Annotated in this window: 21 protein-coding genes; 10 read left to right on the forward strand and 11 right to left on the reverse strand. The window is 34.6% G+C overall.

Annotation, left to right across the window (positions count from 1 at the left end; genetic code table 11):
* Positions 1–8 precede the first annotated feature (8 nt).
* The 4 genes from GYM76_RS00880 to GYM76_RS00895 all read left to right on the forward strand — a co-directional run bounded on the left by GYM76_RS00880 (position 9) and on the right by GYM76_RS00895 (position 3099).
* Positions 9–914 carry a LysR family transcriptional regulator ArgP gene (locus GYM76_RS00880; RefSeq protein WP_220225573.1) on the forward strand — a complete coding sequence of 302 codons (906 nt, stop codon included), beginning with the start codon at positions 9–11 and terminating at the stop codon, positions 912–914.
* 76 nt (positions 915–990) lie between these two features.
* On the forward strand, positions 991–2061 hold the full coding sequence (gene hemE, locus GYM76_RS00885) for a uroporphyrinogen decarboxylase (RefSeq protein ID WP_220225574.1): 1071 nt from the start codon (positions 991–993) through the stop codon (positions 2059–2061).
* A complete protein-coding gene (locus GYM76_RS00890) occupies positions 2058–2651 on the forward strand; it encodes a YjaG family protein (protein WP_220225575.1) in 594 nt (197 codons plus the stop codon). The genes hemE and GYM76_RS00890 overlap by 4 nt, the downstream gene beginning before the upstream one ends.
* 175 nt (positions 2652–2826) lie before the next feature.
* Entirely contained in the window at positions 2827–3099 is a 273-nt protein-coding gene (locus tag GYM76_RS00895; RefSeq protein ID WP_065562006.1) for an HU family DNA-binding protein, read from the forward strand.
* Positions 3100–3219: 120 nt separating this feature from the next.
* Here the strand turns inward: GYM76_RS00895 and ybaK are convergent, their stop codons facing one another.
* The 4 genes from ybaK to glyQ all read right to left on the reverse strand — a co-directional run bounded on the left by ybaK (position 3220) and on the right by glyQ (position 7702).
* Positions 3220–3705, reverse strand: coding sequence for a Cys-tRNA(Pro) deacylase (gene ybaK, locus GYM76_RS00900; RefSeq protein ID WP_255561361.1), 486 nt, complete (start codon positions 3703–3705; stop codon positions 3220–3222).
* A 96-nt stretch (positions 3706–3801) separates the two neighbouring features.
* Positions 3802–4626, reverse strand: a complete 825-nt coding sequence (locus tag GYM76_RS00905) for a hypothetical protein (protein ID WP_065562008.1) — start codon at positions 4624–4626, stop codon at positions 3802–3804.
* A 60-nt stretch (positions 4627–4686) separates the two neighbouring features.
* Positions 4687–6759, reverse strand: coding sequence for a glycine--tRNA ligase subunit beta (gene glyS, locus GYM76_RS00910; RefSeq protein ID WP_370632594.1), 2073 nt, complete (start codon positions 6757–6759; stop codon positions 4687–4689).
* 10 nt (positions 6760–6769) lie between these two features.
* On the reverse strand, positions 6770–7702 hold the full coding sequence (gene glyQ / locus GYM76_RS00915; RefSeq protein WP_065562010.1) for a glycine--tRNA ligase subunit alpha: 933 nt from the start codon (positions 7700–7702) through the stop codon (positions 6770–6772).
* A gap of 202 nt (positions 7703–7904) precedes the next feature.
* Between glyQ and envC the strand changes: the two genes are divergently transcribed.
* Together envC and GYM76_RS00925 are read left to right on the forward strand one after the other, a co-directional pair.
* On the forward strand, positions 7905–9113 hold the full coding sequence (gene envC, locus GYM76_RS00920; RefSeq protein WP_220225578.1) for a murein hydrolase activator EnvC: 1209 nt from the start codon (positions 7905–7907) through the stop codon (positions 9111–9113).
* Complete coding sequence (locus tag GYM76_RS00925) at positions 9110–9907, forward strand: divergent polysaccharide deacetylase family protein (protein ID WP_065735032.1); 798 nt, start codon at positions 9110–9112, stop codon at positions 9905–9907. The genes envC and GYM76_RS00925 overlap by 4 nt, the downstream gene beginning before the upstream one ends.
* 9 nt (positions 9908–9916) lie before the next feature.
* Here GYM76_RS00925 and rapZ read toward each other — a convergent pair whose 3' ends face one another.
* The 4 genes from rapZ to dsbB all read right to left on the reverse strand — a co-directional run bounded on the left by rapZ (position 9917) and on the right by dsbB (position 12795).
* Positions 9917–10765, reverse strand: a complete 849-nt coding sequence (rapZ, locus tag GYM76_RS00930) for an RNase adapter RapZ (RefSeq protein ID WP_065735033.1) — start codon at positions 10763–10765, stop codon at positions 9917–9919.
* A gap of 93 nt (positions 10766–10858) precedes the next feature.
* Positions 10859–11455 carry an XTP/dITP diphosphatase gene (locus GYM76_RS00935; protein ID WP_065735034.1) on the reverse strand — a complete coding sequence of 199 codons (597 nt, stop codon included), beginning with the start codon at positions 11453–11455 and terminating at the stop codon, positions 10859–10861.
* A 74-nt stretch (positions 11456–11529) separates the two neighbouring features.
* Positions 11530–12186 (reverse strand): bifunctional tRNA pseudouridine(32) synthase/23S rRNA pseudouridine(746) synthase RluA, encoded by a 657-nt coding sequence (gene rluA / locus GYM76_RS00940; protein WP_065562015.1) that lies wholly within the window; start codon positions 12184–12186, stop codon positions 11530–11532.
* 75 nt (positions 12187–12261) lie between these two features.
* Entirely contained in the window at positions 12262–12795 is a 534-nt protein-coding gene (gene dsbB / locus GYM76_RS00945) for a disulfide bond formation protein DsbB (protein ID WP_065735035.1), read from the reverse strand.
* 148 nt (positions 12796–12943) lie between these two features.
* Here dsbB and rluC point away from each other — a divergent pair, with 148 nt between their 5' ends.
* Together rluC and GYM76_RS00955 are read left to right on the forward strand one after the other, a co-directional pair.
* The gene (gene rluC, locus GYM76_RS00950; protein WP_220225579.1) at positions 12944–13918 is read left to right on the forward strand and encodes a 23S rRNA pseudouridine(955/2504/2580) synthase RluC; all 975 of its coding nucleotides are present in this window, start codon (positions 12944–12946) and stop codon (positions 13916–13918) included.
* Between the two features lie 26 nt (positions 13919–13944).
* On the forward strand, positions 13945–14604 hold the full coding sequence (locus GYM76_RS00955; RefSeq protein ID WP_220225580.1) for a histidine phosphatase family protein: 660 nt from the start codon (positions 13945–13947) through the stop codon (positions 14602–14604).
* A 61-nt stretch (positions 14605–14665) separates the two neighbouring features.
* Here the strand turns inward: GYM76_RS00955 and GYM76_RS00960 are convergent, their stop codons facing one another.
* The 3 genes from GYM76_RS00960 to proS all read right to left on the reverse strand — a co-directional run bounded on the left by GYM76_RS00960 (position 14666) and on the right by proS (position 18555).
* Positions 14666–16120, reverse strand: coding sequence for a M48 family metalloprotease (locus tag GYM76_RS00960; protein ID WP_220225581.1), 1455 nt, complete (start codon positions 16118–16120; stop codon positions 14666–14668).
* Positions 16121–16254: 134 nt separating this feature from the next.
* Positions 16255–16806, reverse strand: coding sequence for a tyrosine-protein phosphatase (locus tag GYM76_RS00965; RefSeq protein WP_220225582.1), 552 nt, complete (start codon positions 16804–16806; stop codon positions 16255–16257).
* A 33-nt stretch (positions 16807–16839) separates the two neighbouring features.
* Positions 16840–18555, reverse strand: a complete 1716-nt coding sequence (proS, locus tag GYM76_RS00970) for a proline--tRNA ligase (RefSeq protein WP_065735039.1) — start codon at positions 18553–18555, stop codon at positions 16840–16842.
* 171 nt (positions 18556–18726) lie between these two features.
* Here proS and GYM76_RS00975 point away from each other — a divergent pair, with 171 nt between their 5' ends.
* Both GYM76_RS00975 and GYM76_RS00980 read left to right on the forward strand, forming a co-directional pair.
* Complete coding sequence (locus GYM76_RS00975; protein WP_220225583.1) at positions 18727–19107, forward strand: hypothetical protein; 381 nt, start codon at positions 18727–18729, stop codon at positions 19105–19107.
* 237 nt (positions 19108–19344) lie between these two features.
* A complete protein-coding gene (locus GYM76_RS00980; RefSeq protein WP_220225584.1) occupies positions 19345–20703 on the forward strand; it encodes an L-serine ammonia-lyase in 1359 nt (452 codons plus the stop codon).
* The last annotated feature ends 9 nt before the right edge of the window (positions 20704–20712 follow it).

The following is a 20712-nucleotide window of genomic DNA, read 5'->3' on the forward strand; positions in this document are numbered from 1 at the left end:
AAGAGATTATGAAGCGTCCAGATTATAGAGCATTACAAGCATTAGATGCAGTGATAAAAGAACGAGGATTTGAACGAGCAGCTGACAAATTGTGTATTACGCAACCAGCAGTATCGCAACGCATTAAGCAATTAGAAAGCTTTTTTGGTCAGCAACTATTAGTAAGAACGATTCCTCCAAAAGCGACTAAACAAGGTGAGCATCTTTTAGGATTATTGCATCAAGTTGAATTATTAGAACAACAATGGTTAGGTGACAATGAGCAAAATACTACGCCATTGTCATTATCAATTGCAATTAATGCTGACTCTTTAGCAACTTGGTTTTTACCCGCTTTAAAACCAGTTTTAGATAAAAATATTTTACGCTTTGATATTCAAGTCAAAGATGAAGAGCATACGTTAGAACTTCTACGCTTAGGTACTGTCGTTGCTGCAATTAGCATTCAACCCAATCCTTTACCGGGATGTTTATCTGATTTATTAGGGGCATTGGATTATATTTTTGTTGCTTCTCCTGAGTTTGCTAAAAAATACTTTCCTAATGGTGTTACTCGTTCATCGCTTTTAAAAGCGCCTGCAGTGGCATTTGACCATTTGGATGATATGCACCAAGCCTTTTTGCAAGAAAATTTTAGTCTTACACCAGGTAGTGTTATTTGCCATATTACTAGTTCATCTGAAGCTTTTGTCCAATTGGCTAAACAAGGTTCTGCATGTTGTATGATACCAATGTTACAAGTTGAACAAGAGTTAAAAAATGGTGAATTGGTTAATTTAACGGAAGGCTTATTTCAAAGACGTATGCTGTATTGGCATCGCTTTGCTCCAGAAAGTAGCGTGATGCAAAATATTTCTGAAACATTGATTTGTTACGCTCAACGTATATTGTCGCAGCCTCAAGATCGGAAATAATTGTCAAATTAGCTATTTTGAGCTAAATGTAGAACTGTCCCATTTACCCTATCTCATAATTTATAGAGCTAAAAAGATGAGCCAATTGAAAAACGATCGTTATTTACGTGCATTACAATGTTTACCTGTGGATTACACGCCAATTTGGATGATGCGCCAAGCCGGTCGATACTTACCTGAATATCGGCAGCTTAGGGCTAAAGCTGGTGATTTTATGACGATGTGCCAAACACCAGAACTTGCCTGTGAAGCAACTTTACAACCCATTCGGCGATTTGATCTTGATGCTGCTATTATTTTTTCAGATATTTTAACCATTCCCGATGCAATGGGACTTGGTTTATATTTTGAAACAGGCGAAGGGCCTAAATTTAAAAAAACGATTTCTTGTTTAGATGATATTGCACAATTGCCTATACCAGATCCAGGACAATCTCTCAAATATGTAATGGATGCTATTGGGTTAACGAAAAAAGAGTTAGGTGGCAAAGTTCCATTAATTGGCTTTTCTGGTAGTCCATGGACTTTAGCAACTTATATGGTTGAAGGCGGTAGTAGTAAGACCTTTACTAAAATAAAAAAGATGCTTTATTGTGCACCTAAAGCATTACATTTGCTGCTAGAAAAATTAGCTAACAGTGTAATATTGTATTTAAATGCTCAAATTGAAGCTGGCGCCCAATCGATTATGATATTTGATACTTGGGGCGGGGTGCTTAGCCATGAAAGTTATCGAGCGTTTTCTTTGTATTATATGGAACTTATCTTATCTCAACTAAAAAGGGGTAAGAAAAGCCAGAATATCACTTCTTATGTTCCTGTGACGCTATTTACAAAAGGTGGTGGTTTATGGCTCGATACTATTTCTAAATCAGGGGCTGATGCCATCGGTGTTGATTGGACAGTGGATTTGAATCAGATAGAACAAAAAGGTAAGATTGCCATACAAGGTAATTTAGATCCTTCTATATTGTATGCCAATAAGGAAACGATTGAGTCTAACGTTGAGTCGGTTCTATGTGAATTTGGCTATCATAATGGTCATGTCTTTAATTTAGGACATGGTATTCACCAAGATATTCCCATTGAGCATGTACAATATTTAGTTGAATCAGTACACACACGGTCAAAAAGGTTTCATTCATGATTAAAAATCCTATTCAATTAAGAATAGCAAAATTGCCAGTTTGGAAGCAGCGTTTATTTATGGTTTGTCTATGCGAACGAATGTATCCAAACTTTATTTATTATTGCAATTTACAACAAGATGAACAATCAGCAGTAGGATATAAAAAAATTCTAGATCTTATTTGGGAATCACTATTGGTTGAGAATGTGAAAATTAATTTTGATTTACAACTTGAGAAACTTGAATCGTTAATTCCAGTCATCAAGGAAGATAGCCCATATATGGTTTACCCTGCTATTGATGCTTGTCAGGGTCTTAGTGAAATTCTACACTCTTATATAAGTGGTGAAATAGATGAACACTCAGCCAAAGTTAGCTCTATTTCCGCAACTACTGTAGCTGAATTTGAAATGACAAAAGATAATATTGAACTTTCAGAAGATGAACAAGTAACTTTGCCTAGTGTAATTGATGAATTTGATTTGCAGTGGGAAATTTTTCGCTTATTGAGTGATGAAAATAATGAAATGTTAGACTTGATTAAAGGCTTGAAAATGGACATTCGGTCTGCAGAAACTAGCAATATTGGTGTTTTTTTGAGCAATTAAATCGGTTAAAGCGTGATTTTTTTAATTTTTATTAAATTTTTCTTTAACATTAGGCAAATATAGACTACATTTAACAACAATGTAATCTAAATCAAGTTTACAGAAGCAAAGTTGGGTTTTAACTTTGTTTATTAATGTTAACTTTAACAATAAAATAAATATGTAAGGATATTCCATGAATAAAACAGAACTTGTAGATGCTATTGCTAGCAAAGCTAATATTACTAAAGTTGCAGCAAAAACTGCTTTAGAAGCAACTTTAGCTTCAATCACTGAATCATTAAAATCTGGTGAGCCAGTTCAATTAGTTGGTTTCGGTACATTTAAAGTTAATGCTCGTAAAGCTCGTACTGGTCGTAACCCAAAAACTGGTAAAGAAATCAAAATTGCAGCAAGCAAAGTACCAGCATTTGTTTCTGGTAAAAGCTTAAAAGAAGCAATCAAATAATTTTATTGCTTTCTATTAGAGAATTTTTTAAGGCCATAACTCATCGTTATGGCTTTATTTTTAACTCCAACTTTTTAATCTATTTTTTCTTGAGTTTTTAGAAATGATTTTACTTATTATCTAAACCGTTAATTTAGCAAATTTAGCATTTAATTGATCAGCTAAATCTTGTGGTGATATTTCGATTTCTAATCCTCTTTTACCCCCTGATACCATCATCATTGAATATTGTTTAGCACTATCATCAATGAGTGTAGGTAATAGCTTTTTTTGTCCGAGAGGACTTATCCCACCGACTAAATAACCTGTTGTTTTTTGTGCTAGATTCGGGTCAGCTAATGCTACTTTTTTGCAATCAAGAATTTTAGCGGCTTGTTTAAGATCCAATGTACAATCAACCGGTAATACACAGACTGCTAATGATTTATTGTCCCCATTTATGCATACAATCAGTGTTTTAAATATCTGACCTGAAACAACATTTAGTTCTAATCCAAGTTTATCCGCAGCTTCTTGTCCATAATGGGTTTGTTGTGCGTCATGTTGATATTGATGGATATTAAATTTAATTTTATGCTTTTTGAGCAATCTAATGGCTGGCGTCATAATAGTAAGAATTATTATAAGTGAGAATGATGATCCCTATTAATTGCCATTAATAGGGATTTTTAGGATTAAACTAAACTATACTACATAAAAAAATTAAGAGATGATTTGTTGATTGTTTTGATTATTATCATCTAGTTTCGGTAATTCAACATTATTAGATACGTTGTATAAGCGATAGAAGAAGCTATATACAAAGAAACTAATAAACATAGATACTATTGAAGTAATAGTCGCTACAATAATATTATTACCCAATAAATAATTAATAAGCCCTAGAACGATAGTAATCCCAAAAGAAATTAATACCATTAGTAAAGGTGCTTTCCATTTTGTTACAGCTAATTTATGGCTTCCAGCAAATCTTTGAAAAAATCCTATTGAATCTGGAACTATTAATGAAGCACAAAAGTAATTCACAATGATGCTTATGATAAGATATATAGCAAAACCTATCAATATAGTTAATAATACAACTAACTTTTGGGGTAATATCATTCCGATAATCCACATAATTAAAGAAAGCAAAATTCCTGCTATAATAAATATAATAAAATAAATAGCGGTAAATCCTGCAAGATTTAGAAAAGCAGGTAATATGCGTTGTGACACTAATTTCGTATCTAATTTGTCACTAGCAGTTAAATTATAAATAATACCAATTGCCACGGCACCAATAAAGATGAAGACAATTGTTAAAAGCAATAATCTTCCAAATAATGCACCAAGAACTTGAGCTGGATTTGAGTAATAGACCATGCTAGCTACAAGAGCAGCTGGATCAAAAATAAGATACGATAATAATGAACTAGCTAATGCAAGCACTACGCTTGCGATTGCGATTAGTGGGAATCTATTGCGAATAAAGTTAACTGTTTTTTCAAAAGTAACTAAAAATGATAAATTGTTTTGTGAGTCCATCGTTTTTCCTTATGGGTGGTAATACTAGTATTACCACGGTCTTTATATTTAATTCAAAAGTTATGATTGTAGTATAGAAATATCGGCAACCTTCAAAAATAAATTTTGTAATTTTTTCAAAAGAGCCAATCGGTTTAGTTTAATTTTTTCGTCATCAACCATTACCATTACTTTCTCAAAAAATGTATCAATAGGTGCTTTAAGTGATGCTAATTCAATTAAGGCATCTTGATATCGACCTTCAGTAAAGTAAGGTGCTAACTTATCTGTCAATATTGCTATTTGCATAGCTAATTCGCTTTCAGCTCCCGTTTCAAGAAGTGAAGCGTTAATATTTTCAGGGATAGCGTTTTCAGATTTAGACAAAATATTTGATACACGTTTATTTGCTTCTGCTAATGAAGAAGCTTCAGGTAACGTTCTAAAATGTGTTACCGCATTAACGCGGGTATCAAAATCTGCAGGCTTGGTTGGATTAATTGCCAAGACAGCCTGAATGGTATCTATCGCAAATCCTTTTTCTTGATACCATGCTCGGAATCGACCTTGCATAAAATTAACAATATCTATAACAACATTGTTGTTGGTTAATTTATTTCCATATAAAGATGTGGCAAAACTTGCTAGCTCAACTAAATCAAGAGGTAAGCTTTTTTCAACAATAATACGTAATACACCAATAGCTGCACGGCGAAGTGCAAATGGATCTTTATCACCTTTAGGATGTTGACCAATACCAAAAATACCGGCTAATGTATCCATTTTTTCGGCAATAGATACCGCACTAGACACAGGAGTACTTGGTAGTTCATCGCCTGAAAAACGAGGTTTATATTGTTCTTCAATAGCGGTAGCGACTTCAATACTTTCACCATCTTTAATCGCTATATATCGACCTATGATGCCTTGTGTTTCAGGAAATTCAAACACCGTGTTGGTCACTAAATCACATTTAGTTAATTTCCCTGCACGTTTGGCTTGTTCAGTGTTAGCACCAATTTTTTCAGCGATGAATCCAGATAAGGCCTCAATACGAAGTGCTTTATCTTTAACTGTACCAAGTTGTTGTTGAAATAAAACCGTCTCAAGGCGAGGAAGGCGATCTTCCAAACGTTGTTTTAAGTCTGTTCTATAGAAAAATTCGGCATCAGCTAAGCGTGGACGAACTACTTTTTCATTACCAGAAATAACAACTTGAGGATCTTTCGATTCAATATTGGCAACGAAAATAAAGTTTGGTAATAGTTTTCCTTGTTTATCATAGACAGGGAAATATTTTTGATCGCCTTTCATCGTATATACCAATGATTCAGCTGGAACTTCTAAAAATCTTTCTTCAAATTTTGCTGTTAATACTACAGGCCATTCAACCAATGATGAAACTTCCTCAAGTAAGCTTTCAGTTAAATCTGCTTTACCATTAAGTTTTTCAGCAGCTTCTTGAACTTGCTGCTTAATGATTGATTTTCGCTTGTTATAGTCAGCAATAACTTTGCCTCGTTGTTCAAGGATTTCAGGATATTGGTCAGCATTATCAATGGTAAATTCTTGTTCACCCATAAAGCGGTGTCCGCGAATAATACGATCTGATTGAATGTCTAAAATGACGCCCGGTACGAGTTGATCACCATATAGCATAGTTACAGTATGGCTTGGTCTGATAAATTCAACTTGGCGAGCTGCCCAGCGCATAGGTTTAGGAATAGGTAATTTATTTAATGCATTTTTAACCATATCACATAATAAATTAACAACAGGCTGTCCTTTTTGATTATGAGTATAAGATAACCATTCGCCTTTATCTGTTTGAATGCGCTCTGCTTGAGAGATATCGATGCCACACCCTCTAGCCCAGCCTTCTGCTGCTTTTGTTGGTTTACCATTTGCATCAAATGCGGCACTTACCGCAGGACCGCGTTTAACAACTTGGCTATCTGGTTGAGTGTCATTTAAATTCAATACTTTTAAAGCTAAACGGCGCGGCGATGCAAACCAAAGTACCTCACCATGTTCTAAGTTAGCATTATCAAGTTGTTCAATAAAATTAGCTGCAAAGCTTTCAGCCAAAGTGCGGAGTGATTTCGGTGGTAACTCTTCAGTACCGATTTCTACTAGAAATGTTTTTTGCATAATATATCAATTCCTACTTTGATGCATTTTGGTTAGAACGTTTATTTTGGCACATTGGAAATCCAAGTGCTTCACGAGAGGCGTAATATGCTTCAGCAACCATTTTTGTTAATGTTCTGATACGCAATATGTAACGTTGTCGCTCAGTTACTGAAATAGCTTTGCGGGCATCAAGTAAATTGAAGCAGTGAGCTGCTTTTAAAATACGTTCATAAGCAGGTAGCGGTAGAGGTTTTTCTAATTCAAGTAACATTTTTGCTTCTTTTTCATGTTGTTCAAAACAATAAAATAAGAAATCAATATTAGCGTACTCGAAATTATAAGTGGATTGTTCAACTTCGTTTTGGTGAAAAACATCACCATAAGTGGTTTTACCAAATGCGCCATCACTCCAGATTAAATCATAAACGCTATCTACGCCTTGAATATACATAGCAAGGCGTTCTAAACCATAAGTAATCTCGCCAGTCACCGGTTTACACTCAAGACCACCAACTTGTTGGAAATAGGTAAATTGGGTCACTTCCATACCGTTTAACCAAACTTCCCAACCTAATCCCCATGCACCTAATGTTGGATTTTCCCAATTGTCTTCTACAAAACGGATATCGTTAACAGTTGGATCAAGACCAAGCTCTTTTAGTGATCCTAAGTAAAGTTCTTGGATATTATCTGGTGATGGTTTTAAGATAACTTGGAATTGGTAATAATGTTGTAACCTATTAGGATTTTCACCATAACGACCATCAGTAGGGCGGCGAGAAGGTTGAACGTAAGCAGCATTAATCGGTTCAGGACCAAGTGCTCTTAAACAGGTCATTGGATGAGAAGTACCTGCGCCGACTTCCATATCTAATGGCTGAATCACTGTACAACCTTGATTAGCCCAATAATCTTGTAACGTAAGTATTAAACCCTGAAAGGTTTTGACATTAAACTTTTGCATGATGTTATCTTTGTGGTTAAATTAATTTTTACTACAAATTAAATAGTGCTACATTTTATACTTTTTATTAGTGCTTGTGAAATGCCTAATTACTTTTATTAATAAAGTTACATAATATAGTTTTCATTTTGCATCTTTACACATTTGTAGGTATAGTAAAGTTATCTTTATTGCTTGGTAATAAATCATAAATAAAAAGGCCATGTCTATTTATCGTAATCTATTGATTATTTTATTTATTGGATTAATGAATACACATTTTGTGTATGCTGATGATAATCAACAATTAGAATCATTGCGTCGTTCAATTAAAGAGCATGAAAAGCGCCTAGCAGAACAAACAAAAGAACGGACTCAATTGGTCAATGATCTTAAAAACCAAGAAACTGAAATTGCTAATTTACTTACATCGATTGAAAAAAATGGTCTTACGCTAAAAAAATTAGATGGGGAAATTACTAATTTAATCAAGCAAATTGATGAATTAACCATTAAACAAAATCAACAACGAGATGAGTTATCCAAACAGCTAGAAAGCGCATTTAAATTAGGAAAAAATACCAATTTTAAGTTGATCTTTGCTAGCGAACAAAGTGAGCGTAATGAACGCCTTATTACTTATTTTCGTTATATTAATGAAGCAAGACAACAACAAATAAATAAGCTTCGTGAAACGCAATTACAACTCAATGAAAAGAAAAATGCTTTACAAAAAAAGCAAGCCATTCAAAAAACACTACATAACAAGCAAAAACAAGAGCAAATAGCCTTAGAAAAAAATCACCAAAAACGCCAAAAAACTATCAATTCTCTTGAATCATCAATGCAAAAAAATCAACAAAAATTAGCTCAACTTAAAGATAATGAAGCGAAATTACAGGCTAAGATTGCTCAAGCAGAAAGAGAAAACCGTCGAATTGCGGAAGAAGAAGCAAGACAAGCCAAAAATATCCAAGAAAAACAAAAGAATACAAATTATACACCTAATGCGGATGAACGTGCATTAATGGCTCGAGTTAGTGGTATTGGTAAACCACAGAATCAATTTCTTTGGCCTGTAAATGGTAGTATTGCTCATCGATTTGGTGAGGCTTTGCAAGGTGAACTTCGTTGGAAGGGAATGGTGATAAATGCCAAAGATGGCACACAAGTCAAAGCAATTACTGATGGTCGAGTTATCCTAGCCAGCTGGCTGCAAGGTTATGGTTTTGTGGTTGCGCTTGAGCACGGTAAAGGCGATATGAGTTTATATGGCTATAACCAACGTGTTTTAGTAGAAGTCGGTGATAATGTTAGGACAGATCAGCCGATTGCAATTGTTGGTTCAAGCGGAGGTCAAAATACTCCTGGACTTTATTTTGAAATTCGCCGAGATGGTAAAGCATTAGATCCTAGTGGTTGGTTAAAATGATTAAACGTATATTATATATAGGGATATTATTATTAAATGTAAATAGTGCATATGCTGCGAAACTAGCGTTAGTGATTGATGATTTTGGTTATCGTCAACATAATGAAGAACAGATTATTTTATTTTCACCCAACATTACAATTGCTGTTTTACCTCATTCACCAAATGCCAAACATATCGCAACCTTTGCTCATCAACATGGTAATGATGTGATTATTCACTTACCTATGGCTCCTATGGGTAAACAACCTCTAGAAAAAGATACTCTATTTCCTTATATGGATGAAGCAGAAGTAAAAAGAATTGTTGATGATGCAGTATCCCTAGTTCCATATGCAATAGGTGTAAATAATCATATGGGCAGTTTGATGACATCAAATTTCAATGGTATGCACAATGTTATGAAAGCATTAAGTCATCACTCAATGTTTTTTTTGGATAGTAAAACGATAGGTAAAACTCAAGTAAAAAATGCCGCAACTGATTATAATATAACTGTAATTGGGCGTGATGTATTTTTAGATGATAAGCAGATAGAAAGTGCTATTAGTCAGCAGTTTGATCTGGCAGTTAAAATTGCGCAAAAAAATGGTTATGCTATCGCCATTGGCCATCCACATCCTCAAACCGTTAATGTTTTAAGAGCAAAATTAGCTAATTTGCCTGACAATATCGAATTAGTTAAAGTCAGTGAATTAATTAAACCGGCTAAACCTAAGCTAACTCTGAAAGATATTTTTGAAAAATATAAAAAACGATTTGAGGAGTTACCAAATTTTGAACTTTCAGAGTAGTAGTAGTAATTATTTTTTTTCAAGTGTTCGATGACGAATTTGCACTTGTTTATTTTGCGCTTTAAAAAACCCGGCTAATTGTTCTGCAATAAAAACAGAACGGTGTTGCCCGCCTGTACAACCGATGGCTATCGTTAAATAGCTACGATTATTTTTTTCTAACATTGGTAACCACTGTTGTAAATAATTGGCTGTTTGATAAATGAAATTGGTAACTTCATCATGTTTTAGTAAGAAATTTTTAACAGGCTCATCTAAGCCAGTTAATGGACGTAATGATATATCCCAATGCGGGTTAGGTAAAAATCTTACATCAAATACGAAATCAGCATCGACAGGTAAACCATGTTTGAAGCCAAATGATTCAAAAATCATGGTTAATTCCCGCTCTTTTTTTCCTAAAATCCGTGAACGAAGAATATTAGATAACTCATGAACTGAAAGATTATCAGTATTAATAACTAAACTTGCGTGTGATTTTAAAGGCTCTAAATACTTCTCTTCAAGATCAATGGCTTCTTCTAAAGAGTATTTTTGATTGGTTAGTGGATGTATTCGTCTTGTTTCGCTATAACGTCGGATCAGAGTATTACGACTACAATCAAAAAAGATTATTTCAGGAGTAACAGATGATGGTAATCGCTGAAAAATATCATGATCAAAATTAAAGTTAGCTGGTAAATTGCGAATATCGATACTAACCGCAACAGGTGTATTGTTATCTTTTAATGATTCTGCAAGTTGCGGTAATAATGCGACGGGAATATTATCAACGCAATAAAAACCCATATCTTCTAATGCGCGTAATGCAATTGATTTTCCTGAACCGGAACGGCCACTTACTATCAACAATATCACAATATCGACTCCAAAATAATTGGTGCACTAGTATATACTGTTTAGTTCAACATGTGCAATTCATGAAAAGAAACAATAAGCTAAATAAATTCTCTAATAATCTGTTTTTATTTTAGCTATTAACTGTTTTAAAGCCTGTCCACGATGAGAAATTTGGCTCTTATGTTCTTTAGTTAGCTCTGCTGCACTGCAATTAAGCTCAGGAATATAGAATAATGGATCATAACCAAAACCACCACTTCCATGAGGTTCATTCATAATTAATCCATTCCATTTCCCTAAACAGATGATTGGTGTAGGATCATTTTCGTGTCGCATAAAAGCGAGTGCACAATAAAAGTATGCTGTCCTTTTTTCTTTAGGCACATCTTTTAATTCAAGTAACAGCTTTTCATTATTGCTTTTGTCATTACCATGTTCTCCCGCATAACGAGCTGAATAGATACCAGGTTGCCCGTTTAGTGCTTGAACAACTAAACCTGAATCATCTGCTATCGCCGGTAGTTGAGTCACTTTTGCGGTATGTCTTGCTTTTAAGATGGCATTTTCAATAAATGTTAGGCCTGTTTCTTCTATATCAGGAACATTGAAGCTATTTTGGGCTATAACATCAAATCCAGCATCGGCTAAAAGCGTTTGTAATTCATTGACCTTTCCTTGGTTATTAGTGGCTAAAACAATTTTCTGCATTTAATGACTCCATGATATTAGTTTTATATCGTAATTAGTTAATTAAGTATAGCAAGTAGATGTACGCTTAAATTTTAAAAATCAGGCTCACAACGGAATGTCAGAGTTTCACCGGTTTTAGGATGATTTATTGTTAGATGTTGAGCATGTAACAATAACCTTTTTGACATTGAAAATGCTTCAGGATGAGCATAAAATTTATCGCCTAAAATAGGATGCCCTATAGCTTGCATATGCACTCTTAATTGATGAGAGCGCCCTGTAAATGGAAACAATGCCACCCGAGTTGTATTATCATTATTGCGTGAAATAACTTGATAATGTGTTAATGCATATTTGCCATTTTCATGATCTACCATCTGTCTTGGGCGATTAGGCCAATCACAAATTAATGGGAGTTCGACTTGGCCTGCGTCATCCTTAAGGTGACCGTGGACCACAGCAATATATGTTTTTTTAGGTATACGCTCTCTAAACTGCTTTTTAATTTCTCTATCTGCTAATTTAGATAAAGCAGCAACCATAATGCCACTCGTAGCCATATCTAGACGATGGACTGATTCAACATAACTATATTTTTGTTGTAAACGATGAATAATACTATCTATAAATTGTGGTTTATTTCCTGATACCGACAAAATACCAGGTTGTTTGTTAACCACAACAATATGATCATCTTGATATAAAATAGTTAACCAAGGATCAATGGGGGGATGATATTCCAAAAGCATTTAGTGTGATAATTTGTCAAATTAAATTGTCACACATTCTAACAAACTCGGTAAAAAGTGCCAGTTGAAATAAACTTATTTACTCCAGATTGACTTTTTATTAGCTGAAAACAATTGGCAAAATAGTATGATTAAACTAACAAAAAGATAGCAAGCAAAAATGATTATCATCCATTGCGACATTTCAATAGTTAAGAACGACCAGATTTTTTCTGAACAAGAACCATAAGCATTAAACATGCTTGGTAACCATTCATTTAATGGTAACCAAGAAGGGAATTGGACATTAATTGCACAGGTATCACTTAAATCTGGTTCGAACTGCAAATGGGCATGAAAAGTTGCTAATTCAAACCCCTTAAAAGCGCTAAATAGCCAGATTAATATGCCAGCTAGTCTAAATATTAATTTTTTAGGGTTGATAAGTCCAACGATGCTGCCAAACATAATACCGTAAATTGCACATCGCTGATAAATACATAAAGTACAAGGAGCTAGGCCTAAACCATGTTGAAAATAGAGAGCGGTCAATTCAAAAATAGCGGTGGAAAGAAACAATAAAAACCAAGCAAATCTTCCTCGAGAGTATTGGTTGAGTAAATACAACATACTATTTTATTCCTCCATATTCCGCTATAATCATTTTATATTAAGGTTATTAAAATTAACCAATCTTATTCTTATTACCATTAGTGTAGTTTATTTTTAAGTAATGTAAAACGACTTTTATTTATTAAGGGTGGATTAATCTTTTCTTATGGACTCAAACGTTCAACAAACAAAATTACAAGTCTCATTTGTCACAATCACTGAAGAAAATGTGACACAACGAATTGACAACTTTTTAATAACATACCTTAAAGGTGTGCCTAAAAGTATGATTTATCGCATACTTAGAAAAGGGGAAGTGCGTGTCAACAAAAAGCGGATTAAGCCAGAATATAAATTAACCATTGGTGATGAGGTTCGAATTCCACCTATTCGTGTTTCAGAAAAAACAGTTCCTGAAATTTCAAAAAAACTGAATAAAGTTGCTGATTTAGAAAAATCAATTATTTATGAAGATGATGTGATTCTTGCGATTAATAAACCATCTGGCATTGCCGTACATGGTGGAAGTGGCTTAAGTTTTGGCGTTATTGAAGGATTAAGAGCATTAAGACCTGAAGCCAAATTTTTAGAATTAGTACATCGTATCGATCGTGAAACATCTGGTGTTTTACTTATTGCTAAGAAACGTTCTGCACTAAAAGCATTACATGAACAACTTCGTTTAAAACAGATGCAAAAAAATTATTTAGCTTTAGTGAAAGGTAATTGGCCTTCTGAATGTAAAGTTGTACAAGCACCACTATTAAAAAATGTACTCAAAAGTGGTGAACGCGTGGTTAAGGTAAATGCAGAAGGTAAGCCATCTGAAACACGATTCAAAGTGGAAGAACGCTTTGGTTTTGCAACATTAATAAAAGCTAGCCCCGTAACCGGACGAACGCATCAAATTCGTGTACACACTCAATATGTTAATCATCCAATAGCATTTGATGATCGTTACGGAGATAGCCAATTTGATGAATTATTAGCTAAAAGCAAACTTAATCGATTATTTTTACATGCAGCTAATGTGAAATTTATTCATCCAAAAACTTTACAAGAGATGCAATTACATGCCCCGATGGATAATATATTGCAAAACTGTTTAATCCAGATTAGAAATGATAAATATCAACAATGATTTAAATGAGAAGGTAATCAACAATAATGAAAGATCTTAATTTATATTTAATTAGACATGGTCAAACCGAATGGAATATTAAAGATCAAATGCAAGGATCGAAAAATTCGCCTTTGACAGAAAATGGTGTTTTAGGCGCTCAAATCACAGGAAAGCATCTGAAAAATATACCTTTTATACAAGCCTACTCAAGCCCACAACAACGGGCTAAAGAAACTCGAGATTATATCATTCATGAAAATGACAATGTCATTCCGACTTTTGAACTTGATAATCTAAGAGAAATGGATTTTGGTCTTTGGGAAGGCAAACATGTTCCTTCATTAAAAAAAGAAATACCTGAATTCACGACTTATTTAACCGATCCTGAAAACTTTGACTCATCTATTAACCAAGGTGAAAACTACCTTGATATACTTTCTCGTATGAAAGAAGCTTTAAATGTTATCGTAAAAAATGCACCGCAAGATGAAGGTAATATTTTAGTTGTATCACATGGTACGGTTTTAAGAATATTACTTTGTGTTTTAAATGGTGGAGATTGGCGTAGACATCGTGATGAAGATTATTTCCCACGAGTGTTAAATACCAGTATAAGTGTAGTTAACTATAAGCAAACTGATGATAAGCCTGAAGGGGAATTTTCAGTTAAGTTTTATAATAATGTCGATCATTTAAACAATTAATTACCGTTAATTTTGTCATGTATACTCGGCTAATTAAGTTATTAGCCGAGTAATATTCAGACTACCTTCTGCTATAAGCAGTGTAACGTTTTTGTAATTGTTTTAATTGATTTATTCTTGCGTCAATTTTTGAAATTAATGTTTGATTACCTTTAGCTTGAGCTCTAGCATTGGTTAATAATTGAATTGCTTCTGGGAAACGTCCTTCAAGCGCGATTGATTCTGCCCTTGCACTCATTTCTTGAGCTCTCGATTTTATTCCCCCATAAGCGGTAACCAGTAAATCCCAACCATTAGTATCATCATTGTGATCAAATGTATAACGATGCAATAAACTCACCGCTTGCTGATATTGGCCATCTTTTATATAAGCATTAGCAAGATTTAATTGTAATACAGCATTATCCGGTGATCGTTTTAAGGCAGATTGTAAACGAGCTATGGCTTCTTTATTATTATTACTTTCTAAATTGATATCTGTCATTAAATCAATGTACCAAATATTATCTGGATCATTATCTAATAACGGTTGCAATTGAATTTTTGCTTGAACAAGATTTTTACTTTTGTAATTACTTAGTGCGACGGCATAGGTTAGCGCCTTTTTACCCTGATCGGTATTCAATTTGCGATAATTATCAAGTAATAGTTTAGCAGTATTATTATTTCCCATAAGTATTGCTATTCGGGCCTTAGCTAAATAATAACTTAATGAGGAAGGTACATTTTTTTTAGAATATTGCAAAGAGCGATTGCGCATATCCGATAAACGGCTATTCGGTAATGGGTGAGTCATTAAAATTTCAGGCGGTTTACTACTGAAGCGACTTTGATCAGCCAGCTTTTGTAAAAATTCAGAAGATGCATGAGGATCAAATCCGGCTTTCGCTATGGTTCTAAGCCCAACTCTATCGGCTTCTTGTTCATTTGATTGAGTAAAACTAATCATACTCTGTGTCGAACTTGCCATAGTGGTTGTCATTGCCGCCATACCCGCTTCTGGATTAGCTAATGTTAATAGTAATGAACCTAAGGCTCCTCCCCAAACATAAGGACTATTTTTATTTTGAGCCTCCATAGCGCGAGCTAAATGGCGTTGAGTAACATGCCCAATTTCGTGAGCCATAACCGAAGCTAATTGGCTTTCATTATCAGTATCCATAATTATTCTTGAATGAATGACAACATTACCGCCAAAAAAAGCAAAGGCATTGAGCACATTACTTTTCATTATATAAAAATGGAAAGGGGTTTGAACTGATTCAGATTTAGAAACTAATTTTTTCCCTAAATTATTAATATATTGATTTAAGACAGGGTCATTGGCTATAGGAGCACTGCCTCGTAACAATCGCACATAATAATCACCCATCTCTTTTTCTTGCCCGATGCTTAATGTGGTTGCAGCTGCGGTTCCCATCTCAGGTAGTGTTATATTATCTGCTGCATAAACAATAGGTGTATTTTGTAAGAATAGTGATGTTGATAGTACCAATGCGATTGCTTTTTTTAACATATTTATGACTCATAAAAAAATTTGATTATGAAACATTTTAGCTTAAAAAAAAGACAATATCACTTTGAATTTTTTATCAAATTGAGCTATTTATTTGATAAAGACTATTTAGTTTATTAAATTAAATAATGAAATTATTCAAATACAGCATGGCGAATATATTCTACATCAACGTTTTCAATGTATTTTCGTATGTTAGGATAAACATTGTAGTGATGACCAAATTCAGTTTGCATTAACTCATTAATTGCTTGAGATTTAGTCCAATTTTCAAAAACCAAACGGTACATAGCAATAGTGACGCCGGTACGATCACTACCTTGCCAACAATGGATTAATATCGGTTTAGGGGAGCTATGAATTGCTTTCATTACTTGGATCATTTTCTCATCAGTAATATCACCTGCTCGCATTCGAATCCAAACTTCTGACATCTGTGTATTTTCGACTAACTCTCGATCGCTGTGAAATAGCCGTAAATTTATAATGGTTTTAAAGCCAAGTTTATCAAGCTGCGCTATCTGCTCTACATTGGGTTGCTCAGAGCGATAGACATCATTAGAAACTTGATAAAAATTATCAGGGAGATGTAAAGAATTGATATTAGATTGGCAACCACTAATAATAAAGCACAAGTAACACAATAAGAAAATATTAGTTATTTTGGATATTTTATTACAGGCCATTTGTGCTCCAATATTAAAATCTAATTCTTAAATTTATTGTTGACGTTTTTTAATAAATTCAACGATATCATCAACTTTAATTAATTCTTTATCGCCACCCGCACGATGTTTGTATTCCACTTCACCATTATCAAGGTTACGTTCACCAATAACGATAGTATGAGGAATACCAATAAGTTCGGCATCTGCAAACATAACACCAGGACGCTCTTTACGATCATCAAATAATACTTCAATACCCAGAGCTTGGAGATCGGCATAAAGTTTTTCAGCAGTGGCTTGTACTTTTTCTGATTTATGCATATTCATTGGAATAATGACAACACTAAATGGTGCAATCGCTTCTGGCCAAATAATCCCTCGATCGTCATGGCATTGTTCAATTGCAGCTGCAACAATTCGGCTAACCCCAATTCCATAACAGCCCATGATCATCACATGGTTTTGTCCATCTTCACCTTGGACAGTTGCTTTCATTGCTTCTGAATACTTAGTACCAAGTTGGAAAATATGCCCAACTTCAATACCACGTTTAATTTGTAATGTCCCTTTACCATCTGGGCTAATATCGCCTTCAACCACATTACGAATATCTTCAATGCGAGGTAAAGCGACATCTCTTTCCCAATTGATATTGAAATAATGTTTATGATCAATGTTGGCGCCAGCACTAAAATCACTCATTACTGCCACATCACGGTCAATGATGATTGGCATATTAAGGTTTACTGGTCCTAAAGAGCCAGGTCCTGCATTCACTACCGCGCGAATTTCTTCTTCAGTTGCAAATTCAAGCGGTGATGCCACAATATCAATTTTTTCCGCTTTGATTTCATTCAACGTGTGATCACCACGAACTAATAAAGCTACAAGTTGGTGCCCACTCTCTTTAGTCGCCTTGACCATGAGTGTTTTAACTGTTTTTTCAATCGGTAAATTGAATTGTGCAACTAATTCATCAATTGTTTTGGCATCAGGTGTATCAACCAGTTCCATTGCCTTAGTTGGTGCTGATCGGCTTTGCGTTGGTGCTAATGCTTGTGCCATCTCAATATTAGCAGCGTAGTCAGATTCAGTTGAAAAGACAATATCATCTTCACCACTATCGGCTAATACTTGGAACTCATGCGACCAGTTGCCACCAATAGAACCCGTATCAGCACGCACTGCTCTAAAATTTAAGCCTGCACGAGTAAATACCGCACTGTAAGCCTTATACATATCATCATAGGTTTCTTGTAAAGATTCTTGTGAAGTATGAAACGAATAAGCATCTTTCATAATAAATTCACGCGAACGCATTACCCCAAATCGTGGGCGGACTTCGTCGCGGAATTTGGTTTGAATTTGATAAACATTAAGCGGTAATTGTTTATAGGAACTGACTTCATTACGAAGTAAGTCAGTGATCACTTCCTCATGGGTTGGGCCTAATACAAAATCACGGTCACCACGGTCTTTAATACGTAATAGCTCTGGACCATATTGTTCCCAACGACCACTCTCTTGCCAAATATCAGCAGGCTGTACAACAGGCATTAATACTTCAATTGCACCGGCTTTATTCATCTCTTCCCGAACAATATTTTCAACTTTTTTAAGTACACGATAGCCAGTGGGTAGCCAAGTATATAGTCCAGCGGCAACTTTACGGATCATGCCGGCACGTAACATTAATTGATGGCTTATCACTTCAGCATCAGCGGGTGTCTCTTTTAATGTAGATAGAAGATATTTACTGGTTCGCATAAATTTATCCTGAAAAAAATAATGTACTAATGAATATACTAAAATGTGAGCTAGTTTAGCAGTACCTAACGTAACACTAAAGTAATTTTATTGGTTATTGTTGTTATGATTAAAAATATAGAGTAAATTTAGATAATTATAAGATTAGAAAAATAATAAGGTTGAATATTTTTGAAATTTTTATCTCGTATTGCTCTTATTCTGTTTTGCATGGTTCTATTTTACTATCCATTCAAAATTACCAAATATTATTTAATGGATATGAGTTATGATGAAATTTCAAATGTCGGTTGGCACTTTGATACTTGCAAAACTAAAGATGATGCTTTAGTAAGCAGTAATGATTGCCCGTGTGGTGGATTAATCGAACCGGATGATGGTTTTTACATTAACAACGAAGGATACATGTTCTTGGATAATGAACTCTATGGTAAGGTGACTTTGATAGAAAAACCAAGCTATTTTCAAACGGAGCTTTATACAGGGGGAACATTAAAAATTGAACATATAGATACGGGGTTAATTTGTTACTTCGACTCTGTTATGGATTAAAATTACGGGTATTATAAAATTGTTACTATGATTCTATATAATCACTTTGATATGTTTTTAAACCAAAATTAGGTGTCAAAAACCCCGCTCCTCAACTTTTTTTTAATTTATTTAAGGATAAAAATTTAATCTCAATTATTAGCTTGATTAGCTAATACTTATCACCATAATATAGCATTATATAAGTCATTTTTTATTCATAACTACGTGCATGTCAAAGATTATAAAAGGGATAAAATGGGTTCAGTTTTTGAGATATTTAAAATTGGTATAGGTCCTTCTAGTTCACATACAGTTGGTCCAATGCGAGCGGGTAAGGCGTTTATTGATCAACTGATTGATAATGGGCAAATGCCATTAGTGACAAAAATTGTGGCAGATGTTTATGGTTCTTTATCACTGACCGGCAAGGGGCATCATACTGATGTTGCAATTATTCTTGGATTATCTGGCGAAAAGCCTGATACCGTTAATATTGACCAAATTCCCCATTTTATTCAAACCATGAACCAATGTGGTAAATTACCGATATATAATGGTAAATACCAAATTGATTTTTCAAACGAAAGCATTATTTTTCATTCAACTTTTTTACCATTACATGAAAATGGTATGACGTTAAGCGCTTATCATGATAATGAACTCATCGTCCAGAAAACCTATTATTCAGTGGGTGGAGGAAAAATTGTTGAAGAGGAGCAGTTTGGACAACAACAGCAGAATTCTGTTGATGTGCCTTATCCTTTTTCAACAGCAGCGCAATTATTGAAGCATTGTGATGATAATTCGTTGTCGGTATCGAGTATTGTGTTAAAAAATGAGTTACAACTGCATAGTTATGATGATGTTGTAAATTATTTTTCTTTAGTTGGACAAACAATGCTTAATTGTATTAAACGCGGCATGAATACTGAAGGATTATTACCTGGTGCGCTTAAGGTTCCTCGTCGAGCAAATGCACTTTATCGCCAATTATTGACTAGCAAAAATAATAATGATCCAATGATTATTATTGATTGGATAAATATGTTTGCGTTAGCAGTCAGTGAAGAAAATGCCGCAGGGGGAAGGGTAGTGACGGCTCCTACCAATGGCGCTTGCGGCATAATACCAGCCGTTCTTGCCTATTATGATAAGTTTATCGATCCGGTCTCGCCCGATATTTTTATTCGCTATTTTTTAACTTGTGGAGCCATTGGTTTACTTTATCAAAAAAATGCATCTATTTCAGGTGCTGAAGTTGGTTGTCAGGGTGAGGTCGGTGTTGCTTGTTCAATGGCGGCTGCTGGTCTGGCTGAATTGTTGGGGGGTAATCCTCAGCAAGTTTGTATGGCAGCCGAAATTGGTATGGAACATAATTTAGGTTTAACCTGTGATCCTGTTGATGGTCAAGTACAAGTTCCTTGTATTGAACGTAATGCGATTGCTGCAGTTAAAGCAATTAATGCGACACGCATGGCATTAAGGCGCACTACTGCAGCTATCGTTTCGCTTGATAAGGTGATTGAAACTATGTACGAAACCGGAAAGGATATGAATGCAAAATACCGAGAGACTTCACGTGGTGGGTTAGCAATTACTGTTCACTGTAGTTAATAATGAAGA

The sequence above is a fragment of the Gilliamella sp. ESL0443 genome (genome assembly GCF_019469165.1).
Taxonomy (GTDB): Bacteria; Pseudomonadota; Gammaproteobacteria; order Enterobacterales; family Orbaceae; genus Gilliamella; species Gilliamella apicola_E.